The 20039-nt window shown below is 42.9% G+C and carries 21 protein-coding genes; 15 read left to right on the top strand and 6 right to left on the bottom strand.

Features of this window, described 5'->3' with window-relative positions:
- The first annotated feature begins 163 nt into the window (after nucleotides 1-163).
- Entirely contained in the window at nucleotides 164-1609 is a 1446-nt protein-coding gene (gene glgA / locus NIES1031_RS08370; RefSeq protein ID WP_073548993.1) for a glycogen synthase GlgA, read from the top strand.
- Between the two features lie 105 nt (nucleotides 1610-1714).
- Here glgA and NIES1031_RS08365 read toward each other — a convergent pair whose 3' ends face one another.
- Entirely contained in the window at nucleotides 1715-3187 is a 1473-nt protein-coding gene (locus tag NIES1031_RS08365; protein ID WP_236738763.1) for a TrpB-like pyridoxal phosphate-dependent enzyme, read from the bottom strand.
- 94 nt (nucleotides 3188-3281) lie between these two features.
- Between NIES1031_RS08365 and NIES1031_RS08360 the strand changes: the two genes are divergently transcribed.
- Nucleotides 3282-3587: a hypothetical protein gene (locus NIES1031_RS08360; RefSeq protein WP_073548991.1), complete on the top strand. Its 306-nt coding sequence runs from the start codon at nucleotides 3282-3284 to the stop codon at nucleotides 3585-3587.
- 113 nt (nucleotides 3588-3700) lie between these two features.
- On the opposite strand, the gene NIES1031_RS08355 is transcribed toward NIES1031_RS08360, so the two are convergent.
- Complete coding sequence (locus NIES1031_RS08355; RefSeq protein ID WP_073548990.1) at nucleotides 3701-4264, bottom strand: Uma2 family endonuclease; 564 nt, start codon at nucleotides 4262-4264, stop codon at nucleotides 3701-3703.
- Nucleotides 4265-4342: 78 nt separating this feature from the next.
- Nucleotides 4343-5131, bottom strand: coding sequence for an SAM hydrolase/SAM-dependent halogenase family protein (locus tag NIES1031_RS08350; protein WP_073548989.1), 789 nt, complete (start codon nucleotides 5129-5131; stop codon nucleotides 4343-4345).
- Between the two features lie 478 nt (nucleotides 5132-5609).
- On the opposite strand from NIES1031_RS08350, the gene NIES1031_RS08345 reads away from it, so the two are divergent.
- From NIES1031_RS08345 to NIES1031_RS08315, 7 genes are all read left to right on the top strand, one after another.
- A complete protein-coding gene (locus NIES1031_RS08345) occupies nucleotides 5610-5831 on the top strand; it encodes a Calvin cycle protein CP12 (RefSeq protein WP_196797544.1) in 222 nt (73 codons plus the stop codon).
- A gap of 192 nt (nucleotides 5832-6023) precedes the next feature.
- Nucleotides 6024-6620: a DUF3177 family protein gene (locus NIES1031_RS08340; RefSeq protein ID WP_073548988.1), complete on the top strand. Its 597-nt coding sequence runs from the start codon at nucleotides 6024-6026 to the stop codon at nucleotides 6618-6620.
- 125 nt (nucleotides 6621-6745) lie between these two features.
- Nucleotides 6746-7045, top strand: a complete 300-nt coding sequence (locus NIES1031_RS08335) for a DUF7734 family protein (protein WP_073548987.1) — start codon at nucleotides 6746-6748, stop codon at nucleotides 7043-7045.
- 352 nt (nucleotides 7046-7397) lie between these two features.
- The gene (gene glmM, locus NIES1031_RS08330; RefSeq protein WP_073548986.1) at nucleotides 7398-8861 is read left to right on the top strand and encodes a phosphoglucosamine mutase; all 1464 of its coding nucleotides are present in this window, start codon (nucleotides 7398-7400) and stop codon (nucleotides 8859-8861) included.
- 128 nt (nucleotides 8862-8989) lie between these two features.
- On the top strand, nucleotides 8990-9628 hold the full coding sequence (locus NIES1031_RS08325) for a peroxiredoxin (RefSeq protein ID WP_073548985.1): 639 nt from the start codon (nucleotides 8990-8992) through the stop codon (nucleotides 9626-9628).
- Between the two features lie 269 nt (nucleotides 9629-9897).
- Nucleotides 9898-10872, top strand: coding sequence for a cysteine synthase A (locus NIES1031_RS08320; protein WP_073548984.1), 975 nt, complete (start codon nucleotides 9898-9900; stop codon nucleotides 10870-10872).
- A 122-nt stretch (nucleotides 10873-10994) separates the two neighbouring features.
- Nucleotides 10995-11294, top strand: a complete 300-nt coding sequence (locus tag NIES1031_RS08315) for a (2Fe-2S) ferredoxin domain-containing protein (protein WP_015187447.1) — start codon at nucleotides 10995-10997, stop codon at nucleotides 11292-11294.
- On the opposite strand, the gene ygfZ is transcribed toward NIES1031_RS08315, so the two are convergent.
- Nucleotides 11279-12307 (bottom strand): CAF17-like 4Fe-4S cluster assembly/insertion protein YgfZ, encoded by a 1029-nt coding sequence (gene ygfZ / locus NIES1031_RS08310; RefSeq protein WP_479686620.1) that lies wholly within the window; start codon nucleotides 12305-12307, stop codon nucleotides 11279-11281. The two genes, NIES1031_RS08315 and ygfZ, sit on opposite strands and share 16 nt — an antisense overlap.
- A 34-nt stretch (nucleotides 12308-12341) precedes the next feature.
- Complete coding sequence (locus NIES1031_RS08305) at nucleotides 12342-12845, bottom strand: hypothetical protein (RefSeq protein ID WP_073548983.1); 504 nt, start codon at nucleotides 12843-12845, stop codon at nucleotides 12342-12344.
- Nucleotides 12846-13364: 519 nt separating this feature from the next.
- Between NIES1031_RS08305 and NIES1031_RS08300 the strand changes: the two genes are divergently transcribed.
- Nucleotides 13365-15659 carry an NACHT domain-containing protein gene (locus NIES1031_RS08300; protein WP_073548982.1) on the top strand — a complete coding sequence of 765 codons (2295 nt, stop codon included), beginning with the start codon at nucleotides 13365-13367 and terminating at the stop codon, nucleotides 15657-15659.
- A gap of 65 nt (nucleotides 15660-15724) precedes the next feature.
- Here NIES1031_RS08300 and ndhN read toward each other — a convergent pair whose 3' ends face one another.
- Nucleotides 15725-16213 carry an NAD(P)H-quinone oxidoreductase subunit N gene (gene ndhN / locus NIES1031_RS08295; protein ID WP_073548981.1) on the bottom strand — a complete coding sequence of 163 codons (489 nt, stop codon included), beginning with the start codon at nucleotides 16211-16213 and terminating at the stop codon, nucleotides 15725-15727.
- Nucleotides 16214-17083: 870 nt separating this feature from the next.
- On the opposite strand from ndhN, the gene rplC reads away from it, so the two are divergent.
- From rplC to rpsS, 5 genes are all read left to right on the top strand, one after another.
- Nucleotides 17084-17722, top strand: a complete 639-nt coding sequence (rplC, locus tag NIES1031_RS08290) for a 50S ribosomal protein L3 (RefSeq protein ID WP_073548980.1) — start codon at nucleotides 17084-17086, stop codon at nucleotides 17720-17722.
- 100 nt (nucleotides 17723-17822) lie between these two features.
- Nucleotides 17823-18461 (top strand): 50S ribosomal protein L4, encoded by a 639-nt coding sequence (rplD, locus tag NIES1031_RS08285; protein WP_073548979.1) that lies wholly within the window; start codon nucleotides 17823-17825, stop codon nucleotides 18459-18461.
- On the top strand, nucleotides 18448-18762 hold the full coding sequence (locus NIES1031_RS08280) for a 50S ribosomal protein L23 (RefSeq protein WP_015187440.1): 315 nt from the start codon (nucleotides 18448-18450) through the stop codon (nucleotides 18760-18762). Before rplD ends, NIES1031_RS08280 begins: the two co-directional genes overlap by 14 nt.
- Nucleotides 18763-18832: 70 nt before the next feature.
- Nucleotides 18833-19696, top strand: coding sequence for a 50S ribosomal protein L2 (rplB, locus tag NIES1031_RS08275; protein ID WP_073548978.1), 864 nt, complete (start codon nucleotides 18833-18835; stop codon nucleotides 19694-19696).
- 37 nt (nucleotides 19697-19733) lie between these two features.
- Complete coding sequence (gene rpsS, locus NIES1031_RS08270) at nucleotides 19734-20012, top strand: 30S ribosomal protein S19 (RefSeq protein WP_015187438.1); 279 nt, start codon at nucleotides 19734-19736, stop codon at nucleotides 20010-20012.
- Nucleotides 20013-20039 lie beyond the last annotated feature (27 nt).

Raw genomic sequence — 20039 nt, 5'->3', positions numbered from 1 at the left:
CAGGGGAAGCTGAGGAAGCTTCTTAGGCAAGAGGGCGCAGGGGGTAAAGGAGAAGTAATACACGATTGTTCTCTATTCACTAGCCACTCACCCCTCACCCCTCGCTCCTCACATCCGCTATCATGATCTCGACGCAATACAATTAGGGGACATAAAAATTAAGATGCGAATTCTGTTTGTTGCCGCAGAAGCAGCCCCCATTGCCAAAGTTGGTGGAATGGGAGACGTTGTAGGTGCTTTACCCAAAGTACTAAAAGCAATGGGGCATGATGTCCGGATATTCATGCCATATTATGGCTTTTTGCCCGACAAAATGGAGATTCCCAAAGATCCAGTTTGGTACGGTAATGCGATGTTTCAATCCTTCGCAGTTTACGAATTTGTCCTTCCTGGTACTGACGTCCCCTTGTACTTGTTCGGACACCCAGCGTTTTGGCCGCGTCGCATTTATTCTGGAGAGGACGAAGACTGGAGATTCACGCTATTTGCCAACGGTGCAGCAGAATTTGCTTGGAACTACTGGAAGCCCGAAATTATTCACTGTCACGACTGGCACACAGGCATGATTCCTGTGTGGATGCATCAATCTCCAGATATTTCGACAGTGTTTACAATCCACAACTTAGCATATCAAGGACCTTGGCGCTGGTACTTAGAGAAAATTACTTGGTGTCCGTGGTATATGCAAGGACACAACACAATGGCAGCCGCCGTACAATATGCTGATCGCGTCACGACTGTTTCTCCCACCTACGCGCAGCAGATTCAGACAGTTGAGTATGGTGAAACGTTGGAAGGATTGTTGTCGTTTATTAGTGGTAAGCTATCTGGTATCATCAATGGCATTGACACTGAAGTTTACGATCCAGCAACTGATAAATACATTGCTAAAACATTTACCACTGATACATTAGACCAACGCAAAGCAAATAAAGTCGCAATACAAGAAGAAGTCGGTTTAGAAGTCAATTCGGGTGCTTTTTTAATTGGTATCGTGACGCGGTTGGTTGAGCAAAAAGGCATTGATTTAATTTTGCAAACGCTTGATCGCTTCTTGGCTTATACCGATGCCCAGTTTGTCGTGTTAGGAACAGGCGATCGCTATTACGAAAGTCAATTATGGCAAATGGCGTCGCGTTTTCCTGGACGGATGGCAACTTATTTACTCTACAACGATGCCCTAGCAAGACGCATTTACGCTGGTAGTGATGCGTTCTTGATGCCAAGCCGTTTTGAGCCTTGTGGTATCAGCCAAATGCTGGCGCTTCGCTATGGCTGCGTGCCGATTGTGCGCCGCACAGGTGGCTTAGTTGACACCGTATCGCACCACGATCCTATCAATCATGCAGGTACAGGCTATTGCTTTGACCGTTACGAACCTTTAGATCTTTATACGTGTATGGTGCGCGCTTGGGAAGGCTTCCGCTATAAAGACTACTGGCAAGCCCTTCAACAACGCGGTATGAGTCAGGATTTCAGTTGGACAACATCTGCCAAAGATTACATCAAGCTGTATAAATCTATACTTGGGTTGCCAGAAGAGCAAGTCATCGAACCAGATGCTACATCTGACTCTAAAGCAGAATTAGCTTCTGCTGCTGCGGAATAAGAGCTTTACAAATAAAAAGCCCTCTAAATTCACGCCACTTGCTACAACGGAGTGTCTTTAGGGGGCTGCTGAAGCTTACTACTTCATACCCTAACTCAGCAATACCTAATTAAACACGGGCAATCCCGCTAACGCCATCGCTACTTCCTCTGCATTGTATTCCGTATCGCGGAGTAACCCTGCCTGGTAATCCATATAAGCTTGCATATCAAAGTGACCGTGACCGCAGAGATTGAATAAAATCGTCTTACTCGTTCCTTCCTCTTTACAGCGCAACGCTTCATCAATCGCAGCTTTTATCGCATGATTCGCTTCAGGTGCAGGAAGGATACCCTCAACCCGTGCAAATGTAAGCCCCGCAGCAAAACAACTAAGTTGCGGTTCGGCACGAGTTTCAATTAGTCCTAACTCGACAACGTGACTTAGTAAAGGAGCCATGCCATGATACCGCAATCCACCAGCATGAACGCCTTCGGGCATAAAAGAATTACCTAAAGTGTGCATCTTGACAAGAGGGGTCAGATGTGCAGTATCACCATAATCATAAGTGTATTTACCTTGAGTGAGTGTCGGACAAGCTGCTGGTTCAACTGCAATAAACCTGATACTATTTTGCTCACCGCGTAGCTTTGCCCCAATAAAAGGAAAAGCAATCCCCGCAAAGTTACTTCCCCCACCTGTACAGCCAACGACGATATCAGGATAGTCTCCAGCTTGTTCTAACTGTGCGATCGCTTCATACCCAATTACAGTTTGATGCAGCAGTACGTGATTAAGGACACTACCCAAAGCATATTTCGATTGCGGATCTTGAACAGCGACTTCCACAGATTCACTAATCGCAATCCCCAAACTACCATTACTATCAGGATATTGCGCAAGAATCTTTCTTCCTGCCTCGGTTTCTTGACTAGGGCTAGCGATGACTTTTGCACCATAAGCTTCCATCAACGCCCGACGATAAGGTTTTTGTCGGTAGCTGACTTTGACCATGTATACCACAACCTCTAACCCAAATAACGCGCCAGCAAAAGCCAAAGAAGAACCCCATTGTCCTGCACCTGTTTCGGTTGTTAAACGTTTGACTTTGGCTTGTTTGTTGTAATATGCCTGCGCAACTGCTGTGTTCGGCTTATGACTACCCGCAGGGCTAACACCTTCGTATTTGTAATAAATTTTGGCAGGAGTATCGAGGGCTTGTTCTAAACGTCGAGCGCGATATAGTGGTGTTGGTCGCCATTGACGGTAAATTGATTGTACTTGTTCAGGAATCTCGATCCATCGTTCTTGGCTCACCTCCTGCACGATTAACTCCATCGGAAACAAAGGTTCAAGATCGCTAGGAGTAATTGGCTGTCCTGTTCCAGGATGCAATACAGGCGGCATTGGAGTCGGTAAATCAGCTTGGATGTTGTACCAAGCTGTCGGCATTTGGTCTTCTGTAAGCGTATATTTAATCGTTTCCATTAGTGGTGTTGTGGTAAGAAGCCACATATTATACCGGAAACATGCTTGATAGTCTGGGAAGACTTTACATTTGGCTTGAGCGATCGCACTTTGGCAGATTAACTCGTGCATTGATGATTAGTGCGACAAAAACAAAACTTTCGATGAAGAACAAAAAGCATTTTTATGCCACCTCAAGCTATTGTGTGGACTTTCTCAAAACGCTTTGTCATCAGAATTTTTCGAGCTAGATCTCCCTAAATTTGAAAGTTTAGGTGTTTCTAATCCTGGTAGTTCGCTTGCTTTTGTTATGCATAAATTTCAACCTCAGTACATTGGAGCCTCAGAGATGCCTTTAGCAATCTGCCCCGCTTTAGCGGAGGCTTCACTTACAGAAATTGACCAGTGCAACAGAGACTTCAAGGAGACAGGGCGCACAAATTATTCATTTCAAGAGATTGACTTAGATACTCAACTTTACATCATGAAAAGCTGGATCTGGTCAGTGGTTGAGCAGGTTACGGCAGCATAAAACGGTACTATAGCGGATGTGTAAAGCTTTCTTGCTGCGTTTTGGTGTATACTTAATCTTTCTCAATTTTGCCGCTAGCTTGCGATAGACAACCACGTATTATCTGCGTTTGATTACTCTAGTAACCAATCAAACAATGCTTTCACCGATAAACTAAAATCTTGGGCAAATGCTGGCATAGGTAGATAAATCTCTGGTTTATCAAACACATCTGTTGGCTGATCTGATCGATAAACAAACACTGATCGCTCTTGAGGATCGATTAACCAACCCATCTGCGTGTTGTGTTTTAGACAGTGCAAAATATTCTTTGTGAGTTTCGTTTGACTTTGGTCAGGTGAGAGAATTTCAATTACCCAATCAGGTGCGATCGCAAACACATTAGCAACTCCACCATCTTCCTGGCGCGGAATTCGACTCCAAGTGAACACGGCAATATTTGGAACAATCGAGCGATCGCCGAACGTACAGCGCAGTTCACAAAATGCTCTAGCAACTCGTTGTGGTTTAAGTGCAGCATTAATTGCTGCTGATAACTCGGTTTGAATCGCGCTATGTTCCCCTTGCGGCATTGGTTTTTGAACGATCTGCCCGTCAATGTATTCGCTAGCGGGTTCTGTTTCTGGCAGTTTAAGAAACTCTTCTAGCGTCAAAGCCTTCTTTGGTGTTTGTACCATATCAGCTACCTGCAAGGATCGAACTATTGATTTTAGAACAAAAATGTGGTAGAGGTGTAACGGTTGCTATGACAACTCCTAACTCAACCGAGCCACAACTTGATTTACTTTTGGTCTACCAAAACGTTCCCACGCATTCCCACCGCGTAAGAATAACTCCATCCATCGTACTGGCTTACCGTCATTTCCTTGCCAGCCAGAACTCCCTGGTGCAAAAGCTAAAGTACCTTCAGGAACTCTAAAACTGCCATCAGAATAGACCGCGTCACTCACAACATCACCAACGCGAATGATGACTTTATCTTCAGGATTGAGATTGACACTATGCGCAGGAATGGTAGTTTTAATATTACCGTATCCATCAATCCACGCTACGCGATCGCTTGGTGCATCGGGAATTTGCTCAGAACTTATCTCATCGCCCAAAAGGCTGAAATCATCTTGGGCGATCGCTGCCGCTGCTTGCGGAAATACATCCCGTGAACGAAACTGCGATCCGCCGCGCGATACCTTGACTATTTGAACAACTTGTGAGTGGTTTTTGATAAAAGAGAGTGTATGTCCAGCATTTACACCTACAACTTTCACCCCATTGGTTAGTAAGGCATAAGTTAACCCCTCTCCTTCATTATCTAGTCTTGGTTCAGACTTGTCTTGACGAGGTGCGCAATTGTGATATATTAAACGTTCTTGGGGACCAGGATTAAGACCAAGTTGCGCTACCCAAAACCCAGTAGCTAAAGTGCTAAAGGGAGGAACCGACAACAAGCTAACTTGAGCCTTGGGTAAAGCCAATAATAAACGTTGAGTAACTTCTGCAAAAGCTGGATCGCCGTTTCCGTAGTCTGCAATTAAGCTAATGAGCATAGCGCTAATTTAATCGCGGCAAGATTAGTCTATTCGATATTCGCTCATCTTTGGACAAATTTTTCAGCATCTTTGCGCTTCAATGACAACTTTGTGTCAAAAGCTATCAAAGCGATCGCACCTTTATTCACTTCCTCAACCACCTCTAACCTAAGATAGAGCTTCGCTGTACAAATCTGAGCAAGCTCGCGTATAAATACGTAATCTGCGTTGAAATTCCTTCTTTTGCAGGATCGTTGCTGAAAGATTAAAACATAAAATCAATTTACAAATCACGTCTCCACTGCTTGTTATTAATGAAAGGTGGTACTGGTGATTACCATTGCTGATCCCTAGTTATAGAGTTATCCTCTATAAGGCGATCACTTTTTAGGCAAGTGCAATGCTCCTGTAATAGGTTAGAAGTTCATAACGCACAGAACATAGAGCATTGTAGGTTTTCTATACTATATAAAAGATGACAGAAACGACAAAATCTATGAGCAACATCCAAGAACAAATTGAACAAGAACGTGAACAGGCACGTGCTGTCTGTGATACTGCTGGTGCTGAATCTGGTGAATGTGCCGCAGCTTGGGACGCTGTAGAAGAACTACAAGCAGAAGCATCCCATCAAAAGCAAATGAAACCCAAAAACTCTCTAGAGCAATACTGCGACGAAAATCCAGAAGCTGCTGAATGCCGTATTTACGATGAATAATTAGTTGATGTAATTCCTTTTCGACAAGACGCTTAACATATGGGTGAGGACACTTGACAAAGTGTCCCTTTTCATTTTTTGTGGACTTAAAGGTTGCTATTGCTGTTCATCTTTAACAAACAAATTTTGTGCAAAATTACTCGTGTTTGTGAATTAAATACAAATTTCTGCTGAGTTAATTATCCTGAAGCTATGCAAAATGAAGTTTGGCTACGTCCTCTCGTTTGGATGGACTACCGCTTAGCCGTATTATTTACAGTCATCATCCCCCTCATTCTGCTAATTTGGGCATTTGTTCAAAAAGCGGAAGCAATCCAACGTTTATTAATAATTTACTGGCGCGTATCAAGCTTGCTTGCGATCTCCGTTTACTTACTCATTGCCGCACTACCAGTAGGGTATATTTCAGGAACGATCGCGCGAATTTTAATTCCGATCGGGCTGTGGTTTTGGATTGATCTCAACGAAGAAATCGACGATCAATTTTCAGGCGCATTAAAACTCACGTTTAACTCGTGGCGCTGGGCTATGACAGTCTATAGTGTGTTAGGCGCGATCGCAAGCATCCCCTTCTTAAGATGTGCATTCGTTAGCGGCGCTTCCACTAATCCTTTTTGTACAATCCTGCGCGAACCACCCTTACTCTTTAGAGAATATTTCCACCCCAACTCTACACCTCAGTTCCTTGGCTTTTTAGGCATCGTTGGCTTGATTTTCTACTTTATCTGCCTCGGCTATTTTGTGCTGTTCAAACTAGGCAAGCAAGGACGTTCTGCGCTACCGCAATGATTCAGACTTAGGGAAGGGGTAACGAATTAGAACGCCTACTTAGAACGTGCTGTTTATGAAATGGTATGCGGTGGTAATCTTGATTTCTAGCCCCTAGCCCTTGTACGTAACTCCTTCAAGTAAGCATGAATAATTCCATAGGGAAACGTTTAGAACAATACACAGTAAAGCGACCGCAAGAAGTATTAGTTGTTACAGTAGAAGTTGATGGAGAACTTGATCAAATCGCGATATTCAAAGGTTTTTCTAGCTCATTGATGCGCCCTACAGCCTTTGATCCAGAAGTACCAGTGCTATCAGATAATGCCAAAATTCTCACGATTGATCGGCTAGTAAGTCCTTATAATCCGCAATCACCGCGTTATATCGAGCAAGACTTGACGTGGGACAATATGCAAGCACTCTTGTTAGAAGTTGGAGTTTAATAGCAGATAGCTGCAAGCAAATACTCAAAACTTCAGTAATATTACATAGAAACTTAGTAAAAGATTTATACAAGCTTGACAAATTTTTATGTAACTACGCGTACAATTAATCACATACTTGCTTGAATAGCAGTAAATTGTCAGCTTTGTTATTAATGAATCAACTTATTACCCAAGTGTAAAGCATCTGTAAAGAGATTGCGGCTTATACTGAGGTGAAATAATCTGACATAAAATAAATTTTTTATATCTATTTAATAAAGTGGGAATAAAGTTAAAACAATATTAAGCGCCAGATTAGAAAATGATATTCTCCTAGCGTGAACTAGTTGTGTGAGGAGTGAAAAAAATTATGGTATCGTCTCCCGTTGGCATTCAAAGTACGGCAAGCATTGAATCTACCCAGGTGATATCGCTGCCAAAAACAACAGAATATCAAGCCGCGATCGCAGTACCAAATTCTCCATTATTTGGTACTGATGGCATCCGAGGGCGTGTAGGAGAATTACTCACGGCGTCTTTAGCGTTGCAAGTAGGCTTCTGGGCTGGAGTGGTACTGCGCCAAAATTCGCGCGAACTAGGACCTATTATTGTCGGGCAAGATTCGCGTAATTCTAGTGATATGCTAGCGATGGCGGTTGCATCAGGTTTAGCGTCTTCTGGGTTAGAAGTGTGGCATCTCGGTTTATGTCCTACACCTTGCGTTGCCTACTTGACGAGTATCACCAATGCGATCGGCGGTGTGATGATTTCTGCCAGCCACAATCCACCAGCCGATAACGGTATCAAATTCTTTGGTTCAGATGGTGCTAAATTACCGCAAGCTTGGCAAGCTGAAATTGAAGCAGGCGTGCGCAGTCAGACAAACTTTTGTATTAGCCAAAATGCTTGGGGACGTTCGTATCTACGTTCCGACTTAGTACAAGATTATACTGAATCGCTCAAAAAACCTTTGCTACGCAATCGTGACTTTGCAGGAATGCGCATTGTGTTGGATTTAGCATGGGGTGCGGCTGTAGACTTAGCACCAGCGGTATTTCGGGATATGGGTGCTGAAGTCATTTGCCTACATGATCGCGCGAATGGCGATCGCATCAATGTGGACTGTGGTTCTACCTGCTTAACGTCCTTACAAGCTGCGGTACAAGAACATCGCGCAACTTTAGGTTTTGCGTTTGATGGGGATGCAGATCGAGTTCTCGCGGTCGATGACAAAGGTAGACCTGTTGATGGCGATTATATTCTTTACCTGTGGGGTCAAGCGTTACAAACCCAACAACAACTTCCAGACAACTTGATCGTTTCAACCGTAATGGCAAATCTTGGCTTTGAGCGTGCCTGGGAAAAAATTGGTGGTAAAATGATTCGTACGCCAGTAGGCGATCAATACGTGCAAGCAGAAATGGCTCGTACTGGTGGAATGCTCGGCGGTGAACAATCAGGTCACATTCTCTGTCGCCACTACGGCATTACAGGTGATGGATTACTAACAGCTTTGCATATTGCGGCGCTAGTACAATACGCCAAAGTACCATTATCAGAAATGGTAAATCAAAGCTTTACGACTTATCCTCAATTGTTACGAAATGTACGCGTCGAAAATCGTGATCGCCGTATGAACTGGAATCAATGCGCACCTATTCAAACAGCGATCGCGCAAGCCGAAGCCGCAATGGGAGATCAAGGAAGAATTCTTGTCCGCGCTTCTGGTACTGAACCTGTAATTCGCGTCATGGTGGAAGCCGCGAGTGCCGACCTTACGCGATATTGGACAGATAACTTAGTGCTCGCCGTTCAACAACACCTTGCTTACTAATCTGTAAACTGAATTACTAAACCTAAAATTTTGTTGAAAACCGCTAAACCCCGACCGGAGAATCGGGGTTTTATGTCATGATCGCAAAGTAAACGAGTTACAGACTTTCAGAGCATAGGAATCGAGTTATGGCTCTTCGACTAGGTGACACAGTACCAAACTTTAAACAAGCCTCTACCGCAGGCGAAATCGATTTTTACGAGTGGGCTGGCGATAGCTGGGTTATTTTATTTTCCCACCCCAAAGACTTTACCCCAGTTTGCACGACCGAACTTGGTGAAGTTGCCCGCCTCAAGCCCGAATTTGACAAGCGTAACGTCAAAGTACTCGCGCTGAGTGTTGATGACGTAGATTCGCATAAAGGCTGGGTTGAAGATATTGAAGAAACCCAAAACGTCGGTCTTAATTATCCGATCTTGGCAGATCCTGACAAAAAGGTTTCCAATCTTTATGACATGATTCACCCCAATGCCAATGACACGCTAACAGTCCGCTCAGTCTTCATTATCGACCCAAACAAAAAACTGCGTCTCAACTTCACTTATCCTGCTAGCACTGGACGCAATTTTGATGAAATCTTGCGCGTTATCGATTCGTTGCAACTTACCGATAACTACAGCGTAGCGACTCCAGCAAACTGGAAAGATGGCGATGACTGCGTGATTGTTCCTTCGATCAAAGATCCTGAAGAAATCAAGCAGAAATTCCCCAAAGGTCATACTGAACTCAAGCCCTACTTGCGGATGACTCCCCAACCGAATAAGTAATTTAAAGTTGTGAGTGATTCTGGTGGGCAAAAGCCCACCTTTTTTACCTAGAGAATCTAAAACCCTAGTCAATAAAATTAGGACATTATCGAAGTTCGTAGTGATTTCCCTCAGGCAAGTTTAGCCCTGACCCCTGCGACACAACAGATGTTGTCCACGACGGTAGACAAGGTTTGTCAAGCCGCAATTAAAATCGCCAGGCTTCAAAATAGCAAAAACCAGTATGAGAAAATAGTTAATATTGTCAAAAAGACTGGAATTAAATTGCAGTGGATATCAAGAATGGTTTTGTAGGTACTGTTGGTAACACGCCACTGATTAGATTAAAACACTTCAGTGAAGAAACAGGATGTGAAATTCTTGGTAAAGCGGAGTTTCTCAATCCTGGTGGTTCCGTAAAAGATCGGGCAGCACTTTACATTATCAAAGATGCTGAAGAAAAAGGACTACTCAAACCAGGTGGTACTGTTGTAGAAGGAACTGCGGGCAATACGGGTATAGGTTTAGCGCATATCTGCAACGCCAAAGGCTACAAGTGTCTCATCGTGATTCCGGAAACTCAGTCGCAAGAGAAAATAGATGCATTGAGAACCTTAGGCGCAGAAGTTCGCCCAGTTCCTGCTGTGCCCTACAAAGACCCTAACAACTACGTCAAACTCTCTGGAAGAATTGCCTCAGAGATGGAAAACGCCATCTGGGCTAATCAGTTCGATAATCTCGCTAACCGTCAAGCGCATTACGAAACAACTGGATTAGAAATTTGGCAGCAAACGGATGGTCAAGTTGATGCGTGGATAACGTCTACGGGAACAGGGGGAACGCTTGCGGGTGTAGCCATGTTTCTCAAAGAAAAAAATCCAGCAATCAAAACCGTCTTAGCTGACCCTATGGGAAGTGCGCTCTACAGTTATATTAAAACTGGTGAAACTAAAAGCGAAGGTAGTTCGATCACCGAAGGCATTGGCAATAGCCGCGTGACTGCAAATATGGAAGGCGCGCCAATTGACGACGCCATCAGAATCGAAGATCCTGAGTGTATCCGCGTTGTTTATCGACTCCTACGCGAGGAAGGAATTTTTGTCGGTGGTTCTTCTGGAATTAATGTTGCAGCAGCCGTTGCACTTGCAAAACAAATGGGTCCAGGACACACGATAGTCACAATTCTTTGTGATAGCGGTGGACGTTATCAGTCACGACTTTTTAATCAGGAGTGGTTAGCCGCCAAAGGGCTATTGCCTGATTAATATAGCAGAGTCAGGGGTCAGGGTTAAAATTCCCTCAGGGAAAACATGAGAAGCTTTTAAAGTGTTCTAACTCTGTTGACTAGGGCTATATCATCTCACATAACGAAAGCGCTTAAGTACTAATGTCAGACATATTACCTGATAAGTCACCATCTTCAAGATGCGTTATGGTGTGTCAAAATCGCACTTGTCGCAAACAAGGCGCGGCAAAAGTGCTTGCTGCGTTTCAATTGCATCCAGTACCTAAAACTACAGTTGTGAGTAGCAACTGTCTAGGGCAATGCGGTAATGGACCGATGGTACTCGTCTTGCCTGAACAAATTTGGTACAGTCGCGTTCAACCTGCTGAAGTGCCAGCGGTAGTAGAAAGGCATCTTCGTGGTGGATGTCCGGTAGCAAATATGCTTTATTCACCTCGATAGTATTCATGGGTAAGAAAGGGAACATCAATCACTTCTCCCTCACTTTCTCCCACTTTTACTTTTAAACCGACTCCACCAGCTTTAGTGCGGATGTAACCAAGTCCAAAATAACCTTGCGCAGTTTCTATACAACTGGTAAGTTTACCAACCTTTTCATCTGCAACCGCGATCGCGCTTCCAGGTTCAACCAAGAATTCGAGGCGGATGCCCCAAAGTTTTTGCTTGACTCCTTGATATGTATTTAAGCGGGCGATCGTTTCTTGTCCAATGTAACATCCCTTATTAAAAGAAATCGCCTTCCACAAACCTGCTTCTAGAGGATTATAGTCGTCGGTCAATTCACATTCTGGTACAGGACGACCTTGAAGAATCCGTAGCTGTTCCCACACGCGATCGCTTATGCGTTCCACTCCAGCTTGCACAATGTTATTCCATACTGTTGCGGCTGCTGCAACAGGAACAATCAGCGTGTATCCAGGTAACGCCAAACCACTACCTACCGCGATACGTACCTCACTTTCTCCTAGCTGAACTACTGTATGATGTCCATACGGCTGATTGATAATTGTACCGATCCCTAACTGCTGTACAACGGCATCGCTCTCAGGTCCAATTAAACTAAATGCCGCAGTCTCAGGTGTCACATCTTTTAGCTGGACTCGATCGGCAAAAAAGATATAGCGGTCTAGCCATTCTATGAGAAACTCGCGGCGATTTGGTGAAACGAGTAAGAGAACAGCATCTTCAGTGACATACGCCGTAGCTAAATCAATTGTACGGGCGGTAGATGTGACAAATACAGTATCGCAGCCTTGTCCTGGTTTAAGTTGCTCAAAATCATTCGTGCTTTGGTTATGTAAAAACCGCAAGCGATCGCCGTCACTTACTTCAATTCTTCCCCAGTGTGAGCGATCATATAAAACAGCTTTCTGTTGAGATGCTTGAAGCGCAGTCGCATCATCGCTAAAACTTGCTCTCGTATTTGCTTGCATATTTCGCAGTTGCTGCATAATACTTACCTTTCTACCAAGTTTGCCACTAGCTTATTTATACATCTGGTAAGTTAGCAAATATCTGCTCAACTAATTGTCCTGCTTTGAGATCCAAACACTGCCAGTCAATATCTCCTGTTTCATCAATCAATCTAGTATCAATAATCACTCCATAATTTATTGCTGTTTGCGCCGGATCGTAATCACGAAAGCAAATTTGATAGCACAGTTCCCACAAATTTACTTTTACCTCTGGTACACCTTGATGCTGCAAGCATAAGTGGTATTCTAGTTGTGGAATTGGTAAATGAATCAAAGTCTGTTCAATCTCTACAACCTGACTCGGAGACGCTGTTTCTAAGCGTTGTACAAGTTGTGTTACCGTGTCCTTGGTTTCGTCTGTTGTTCCTTCAGGCCATACCATCACATCTTCGTACTTTCCTTGCCAATCAGATCCTTCTAGTTGCTTACCAATATGGTCGATTACTCGAATAAATGCTGGTTGCATTAATAGTTCAGCTTGTTGCCAAACTATTGGATCTGTAATTTTAGGCGGCATAAGACGTTTATGTAGTACAGAAGAGGAATAAATAGCACAAATGCTTGTCTGTATTCTTACAAAAATTCTAGTAGTTTTGCGATCGCCTCATCTAATATTTAATCCTATAAATTTCTTTATAGTTTTTCAAACCGAGTTGCTACACACTATTCAGTAGGTAATCAAAGTGCCAGTGTATTTATTTACACATTTTTAGTACTTGACTTCTCAACATACATGAACTCGTACTCAGCTGAGTTATGTCCTACGATAGTAGATAAGAAAGAAAAGCAATCTACAATAAAATTTATAAACCAGATAAGCTAAGAAAAAATTAAATATTTGTTTAATTGTTGTTCGAAGCAAAAAATGTAACTTATAGTATTATTTCTACTCTAAGTTATTTTATTTATTGTACTTGAAAAGGCGTTGAAGGCGAAGATGTAGCCTGATTTTTTTTATAGGAGTTAAATAAAAACATATTTTCTTCAAGGGGTAAATACAAAACTAAATTAATTGAGTATAAAATTTCAATATTGTATGAAAACACGATCGAGCCGCTCATTAAAAGCTACAACAGAAGGAATAAAAAGAGCAAATAAAGCGATATTGAATTTTGCTACAAAGATTGAACTAGCTGTAGAAATAGAAGTCTCACGTGCTACCGTACAAAATTTTTTTGCTGGTAAGCCAATCGATAGAGAAAACTTTCATAGAATCTGCGAAAAACTAGGATTACCTTGGCAAGAAATAGCAGAGTTGCCAGAAAATTACCTAGTCAGCACTAAGCAAGAAACAACGTTTAAGTCAGAAGTAAATACTGATAACGAAATATGGCGAAAGATCCAAGCTGATATTCAACACAAGCATGGCATAATTAGAGCTTTGGATATGTCCTACCCTCGACCATTACAAGAGATTTATACTAACATAAACGTTTTAAAAAGCATTAGTAGCCGTCGTTGGCTAGAAATTGAGCAGTTACAACAAAAATACAATTTATCAGACAAAAAAGAACTAGAATTATATAACGCTAATAAACAGCAGATTTCTGGATTGCAAGCTGTCCAGAATTATTCTAAGTTGATAATTTTAGGAAAACCTGGTTCAGGCAAAACAACTTTTCTTAAACATCTTGCTACAGAATGTGCTTTCGGAAAGTTACATTTCCAAATTCCTATTTTTATCAGTCTCAAAAATTTTGCAGCAAGCGCTTATACGTCTAGCTTAATTACGTATATTAATCAGGAACTTACTAATTATGATATCAATACCAGTATTATTTCTCAAATATTAAATCAAGGTAAAGCCTTAATTCTACTCGATGGACTTGATGAAGTACGCCAAAAAGAGGTTCATCGTGTATTACAGCAGATCAATCAACTCAGTACTCAATATCACAGCAATCAGTTTATTATTACTTGTCGTATAGCTTCGTTGGAATATAATCTAGAACACTTCACCGAAGTAGAACTTGCTGATTTTAACCAATCCCAAATCATTGAGTTTGTGCATAAATGGTTTGCAGGCAATCAAGCTAAAAGTAATCAGTTTCTTCTCAAGTTACAGCAAAATTCGCGGCTAAAAGAACTTGCAACAAATCCATTATTATTAACCTTACTTTGTTTAGTATTTGCAGAAGCGGGAGATTTCCCTGCAAATCGCGTCAAGCTGTATCAAGAAGCACTAAGTATTTTTCTTAAAAAATGGGACGCTAAACGCCATGTTGAGCGTGACGAACTTTATGAATATTTGTCAGTGCAGAGAAAACATGATTTATTAAGTCATATTGCACGTAATACATTTGAGCGTGGAGAATATTTCTTTAAACAGCAAGACTTAGAGCAATACATTAATAACTATATCGCCAAACTACCTGACATAGGTTCTCATGTAAATTTACCAATTGATCCTGAGGCTCTACTCAAAGCAATCGAAGCACAACATGGTTTACTCATAGAACGTGCTAGAGGAATTTATTCTTTTTCGCATATTACATTTCAGGAACATTTCACTGCAAAAAACATCGTTTTTAACACCGAACCTCAAGCTTTAACGATGGCTTTGACACAACTTGTCAGCCGTATCACTGATAAACGCTGGCACGAAGTCTTTATACTATGCGCGGGAATGCTCCCGCAAGCAGATTATTTATTATTGCTAGCAAAGAAACATATTGATGATTTATTGGTTAATGAACCTCAATTAATCCAGTTTCTTAACTGGCTAAGCACAAAAGCTCAAAGCGTGAGAGGTTCTTGTCCCTCGTTCATTATCAGAGCATTTTATCTTGACTTAGAACTTGCGCGAGTTTGTGATACCACAGCAGGAAGATTAGATTTGGCTAGCGCTTGTCATCCCGAATTTGCACGTTACCTTGACGATCAACTATGTCTCGATCTTGCTCTTGACCGCGTTCTTACAATTAATAGCGTATTAGGAACGACGAAGCCTTATTTAATTTATCATCGCGTGCTTGACCGAGCAATTATACGTGCGAGTAGCACTGCTCCTGAGTTAACGCAGGTGCTAAAAATGCTCAAACAACGTGCTACAAAATGTCCTCAGGATGACAGCAAGTTTGTCGAGTGGTGGAAAGTGTTTGGTCAGGACGAAATTAAACTTCTACAAAGTGCAGTAATTGAACATCGGAACTTTGCGCATAATTGGCACTTTAATCCTCACCAGAAAAATTTATTAAAGCAGTACTATTATGCCAATACATTGTTACTTAACTGTCTTAAATCTAAATGTCGAGTGTCTTCTGAAGTTCGACAAGAAATAGAAAATTCTCTGTTACTATCCTCATCAGAACTATTTCAGGTAGCAATTTAACAATAATATTATTAAAGGTAAGAAGATAACTTTCTTACCTTTAATCAAGAACTTTTAAACACCAATCAAGCGCTTTGATAGCTCGTTGGTAACGTATCTTGTAAAGGCGTCCACCGGAAATAGCGATCACCACCCCGCTCAAGTACAACTTTTACCCGTGGCTCCAAACTTGGTAATTTCGCTAAGTACTCAATTTCCTGATTAGACAGTATATGTCCCTCAATCATCCACAGCACTAAGCCTTTTGACTTCGGCGGTAGTTGTTGCAAATGATAACTAACTATTGGAGGTGCATAGTAAATGTTTCCTACCGCAGCACCCTTACCAACACTTTTTTTACCAAGATGCGGCGGTCTAACTCCGTGGACTTTGGTCAAATAGGCAGCAACATCACCCAAAGACCGCGCCGTAATATGCAATGTAGTATATCCTGCTGCCCGTAGTCGGCGTTGATAGCGACCTTCAAAGCCTCCCTCAAGCGGTACATAAACACCAAGAGCGCCCGACTTTTCTAAGTCTTTAATAAATTTATTGCCGATAACAATGAGTGCCATAAATTTGTGATTCTCACTTACTCAACATCTTAGGTAGTGCAATATACTCGTCAATTTCCTGCGCGGGGAATTGTGTCTGATTTTAAGTATCGCTCATATGGTGACACGCTTGCTGTCTCTCATTTTTTCTAAGAGCTTGTCACTTCTGATTCTTTAAAGTTTTCTGTGAGTAATAGAAATATGTAATCTTTTTAATCAGAAAATTTAATATTGTTGCGCTAAGCCTAAGCTGTTATCTTATGTAATATTCAGGAAACTGAGGCAATTAGTGGACAAAAATAAAGAATTAGTTTATAGTGTTAGATCGTGACCAAAATGCCTCAAGTTTGAGTCAGCAATAACCTTGATGCTAGGTTATTGACAGCGCAAGCTACGTGGTGACAAACGTGATTCATAGGTTTAGCAGGCGTTGCTATAGTAACTTATAGCGTCAAGCTGTCAAACTATAATCTTGATCGGAAAGTAGGTTAAAAAGTAATGCAATTGCTTGATGCCTATGAAAAAAGCTGTGTGAGGCTAAAATGCGCTGGAGTGCTTGGAACTACCCAAGCGTTTGTGCGATGAAATTTAGTTCAACGAGCGAGTCCTATAGCAGAAGTAGACAGCAATGTATTAACACCAGCACTATGGTCTAAAGCTCGTCAACTCACCAACATAGATACTAAGCGGCAAGCCGTTTAAGTCTAGGTGGGAAATTAACTGCAATAGCGATCGCGCTGAATCTAAAGTGTCTTTCCACGCGCAGGCTCAAAAACAAAAATGGCTTACTTGCCCAATAGCTTGGGTAAATAAGTTCATGTCAAACCGGTTACAGCGAATCAGCGATATCCGGTGCTCATTCAACCTTGAAAAAAGGAGAAACCAGTTACTGTGGCTGTAGGTATCCTCGGCACAAAGCTGGGCATGACCCAAGTGTTTGACGAGGCAGGAAAAGCAATTCCTGTAACTGTAGTTCAAGCCGGTCCATGCACAGTTACGCAAGTCAAAACTAAACAAACAGATGGTTACGCTGCTATCCAAGTTGGCTATAAAGAAGTCAAGCCGAAAGCGCTTAACAAACCCTTGTTAGGTCATCTGGCTAAATCCTCTGCTCCATCTTTACGCCATCTGCGCGAGTATCACTTAGATAATTCGAGTGAATATAATCTAGGTCAAGAAATTAAAGCAGATATATTTACCGCTGGGCAAATGGTCGATGTCATCGGTACAAGCATCGGTCGCGGTTTTGCTGGCTATCAAAAACGGCATAACTTCGGTCGCGGACCTATGTCGCATGGTTCTAAAAACCATCGATTACCTGGTTCAATTGGTGCGGGTACGACTCCAGGGCGTGTTTATCCTGGGAAAAAGATGGCAGGTCGTCTCGGTGGAAAACGCGTGACAATTCCTCAACTGACTGTCATCAAAGTAGACTCTGAACGAAACATATTGTTAATCAAAGGAGCCGTTCCAGGTAAGCCTGGTGCTTTATTGAATATTGTGCCAGCTAAGCGAGGTAGTCAAAAGTAGGGTGACCCAATGAATTGCCACTACAGGTGTTCAGGGTAAACGTGTAAGTTTACTTAATACACCAAGAGACTACAAAAAGGGGTAAAGGGGTAAAGAAGAAATGGTAGAGTGTGTAGTAAAAAACTGGCAGGGAGAAGAGGTAGGGCAAGCAGCACTAAATTTGCAGGTTGCAAATGAAAAGAGTGCGGCGCATATCGTCCACCGAGCGTTAGTGCGGCAAACAACAAATGCCAGACAAGGCACAGCCAGCAGCAAAACTCGTGCGGAAGTCCGTGGTGGTGGTCGCAAACCTTGGCGGCAAAAAGGTACAGGTCGCGCGCGTGCTGGTTCGATTCGTTCGCCATTATGGCGTGGTGGTGGCGTTATCTTTGGTCCTAAGCCTAGAGATTATGAAATCAAGATGAATCGCAAAGAGCGACGGCTGGCTTTACGCACCGCTTTAGTAAGTCGCGCTGAAGATATAGTCGTTGTGGAAGACTTTGCGAGTGATCTACCCAGACCAAAGACTAAAGACTTAATCGCGGCGATCGCGCGGTGGGGAATCGATACAGATACTAAAGTTCTGTTGATTTTACCAGAAATGGTAGAAACGGTTTACTTATCAGCACGCAACGTGTCTCAAGTCAAGCTGATCGCTGCTGATCAGTTAAACGTCTACGACCTGTTGAACGCCGACCGGATCGTAACAACGGTAGCTGCTATTGATAAGATTCAGGAGGTCTACGGTGCCCAAAATTGATCGGCGATCGCTCCCTGATTTAGTACGTCGTCCCATTCTTACCGAAAAGGCGACGCGGCTGATGGAGGAAAACAAATTTACTTTTGAAGTCACGCCGAAAGCAACAAAACCACAAATCAAAGCGGCGATCGAAGACTTGTTTGAAGTCAAAGTTGTTCAAGTTAACACTCAACAACAACCGCGCAAGCAGCGCCGTGTCGGAAAATTCATTGGTTTTAAGCCCCAATACAAGAAAGCTATTGTCACGGTAGCGACTGGGGAAGAAGACAAGATTAGAAAAGTCCTGTTCCCAGATGTTTAGTGAATTGTTGGTTAGTCCAAGCTGATTTAACAAACAATTCAAAATTGTCAACACAACAACAAAACAACTTATGGGTACACGCTCTTATCGACCATATACACCCAGTACGCGCCAACGCGTTGTCTCTGACTTTAGCGAAATTACCAAAACGGAGCCAGAGCGATCACTAACCGTATCAGTCCACCGCGCCAAAGGTCGAAATAATCGTGGTGTGATTACTAGCCGTCGTCGTGGTGGCGGACACAAGCGTTTGTATCGAATCATCGACTTCAAACGCAACAAACACAACATTCCCGCCAAAGTTGCCGCGATCGAGTATGATCCCAACCGTAACGCGCGCATTGCACTGCTGTATTACCAAGACGGCGAAAAGCGCTACATTCTTCAACCGAATGGCTTGAAAGTTGGGCAAACCGTAATTTCTGGACCTGATGCACCTTTCGAGGACGGTAATGCATTACCACTCAGCCGCATTCCTCTAGGAACAACCGTTCACAATGTTGAACTGTATCCTGGTCGTGGTGCGCAAATTGTCCGCGCCGCAGGTGCTAGTGCCCAGGTTGTCGCCAAAGAAGGTAACTACGTTACGCTCAAGCTTCCTTCCGGTGAAGTCCGCCTTATACGTCGCGAATGCTACGCCACAATTGGACAAGTCGGGAACATTGATGCACGTAACCTCAGTTCAGGAAAAGCTGGACACAATCGTTGGAAAGGACGGCGGCCCAAAGTCAGAGGTAGTGTGATGAACCCAGTCGATCACCCGCATGGTGGCGGAGAGGGTAGAGCACCAATTGGTAGGCCAGGACCTGTGACACCATGGGGTAAGCCAACGCTGGGAGCTAAAACACGTAAGCCGAAAAAAGCAAGTAATGCTTTGATTGTTCGTCGCCGACGTAAGTCTTCCAAACGCGGTCGCGGTGGCAGAGAATCATAATTCCACATCCAACACATCTAATATTCAAAATTGAGCTATGGGTCGTTCTCTCAAAAAAGGTCCTTTTGTCGCTGACAGTTTACTCAGCAAAATTGAAAAGCTAAATGCAAAAGGCGAAAAACAAGTTATCAAAACCTGGTCGCGAGCGTCTACCATTTTGCCCCAGATGGTTGGTCATACAATTGCCGTCCATAACGGGCGCCAACACGTACCAGTTTTTATCAACGAGCAAATGGTAGGACACAAGCTAGGCGAGTTTGCGCCAACACGTACTTTTCGCGGTCATGCCAAAAGCGATAAGAAAGCAGGGAGATAAATAGCTAATAGCTAACAGCTAACAGCT

The organism is Chroogloeocystis siderophila 5.2 s.c.1, assembly GCF_001904655.1.
GTDB classification, from domain to species: domain Bacteria; phylum Cyanobacteriota; class Cyanobacteriia; order Cyanobacteriales; family Chroococcidiopsidaceae; genus Chroogloeocystis; species Chroogloeocystis siderophila.
This window is presented reverse-complemented; position numbering and strand designations above follow the sequence as displayed.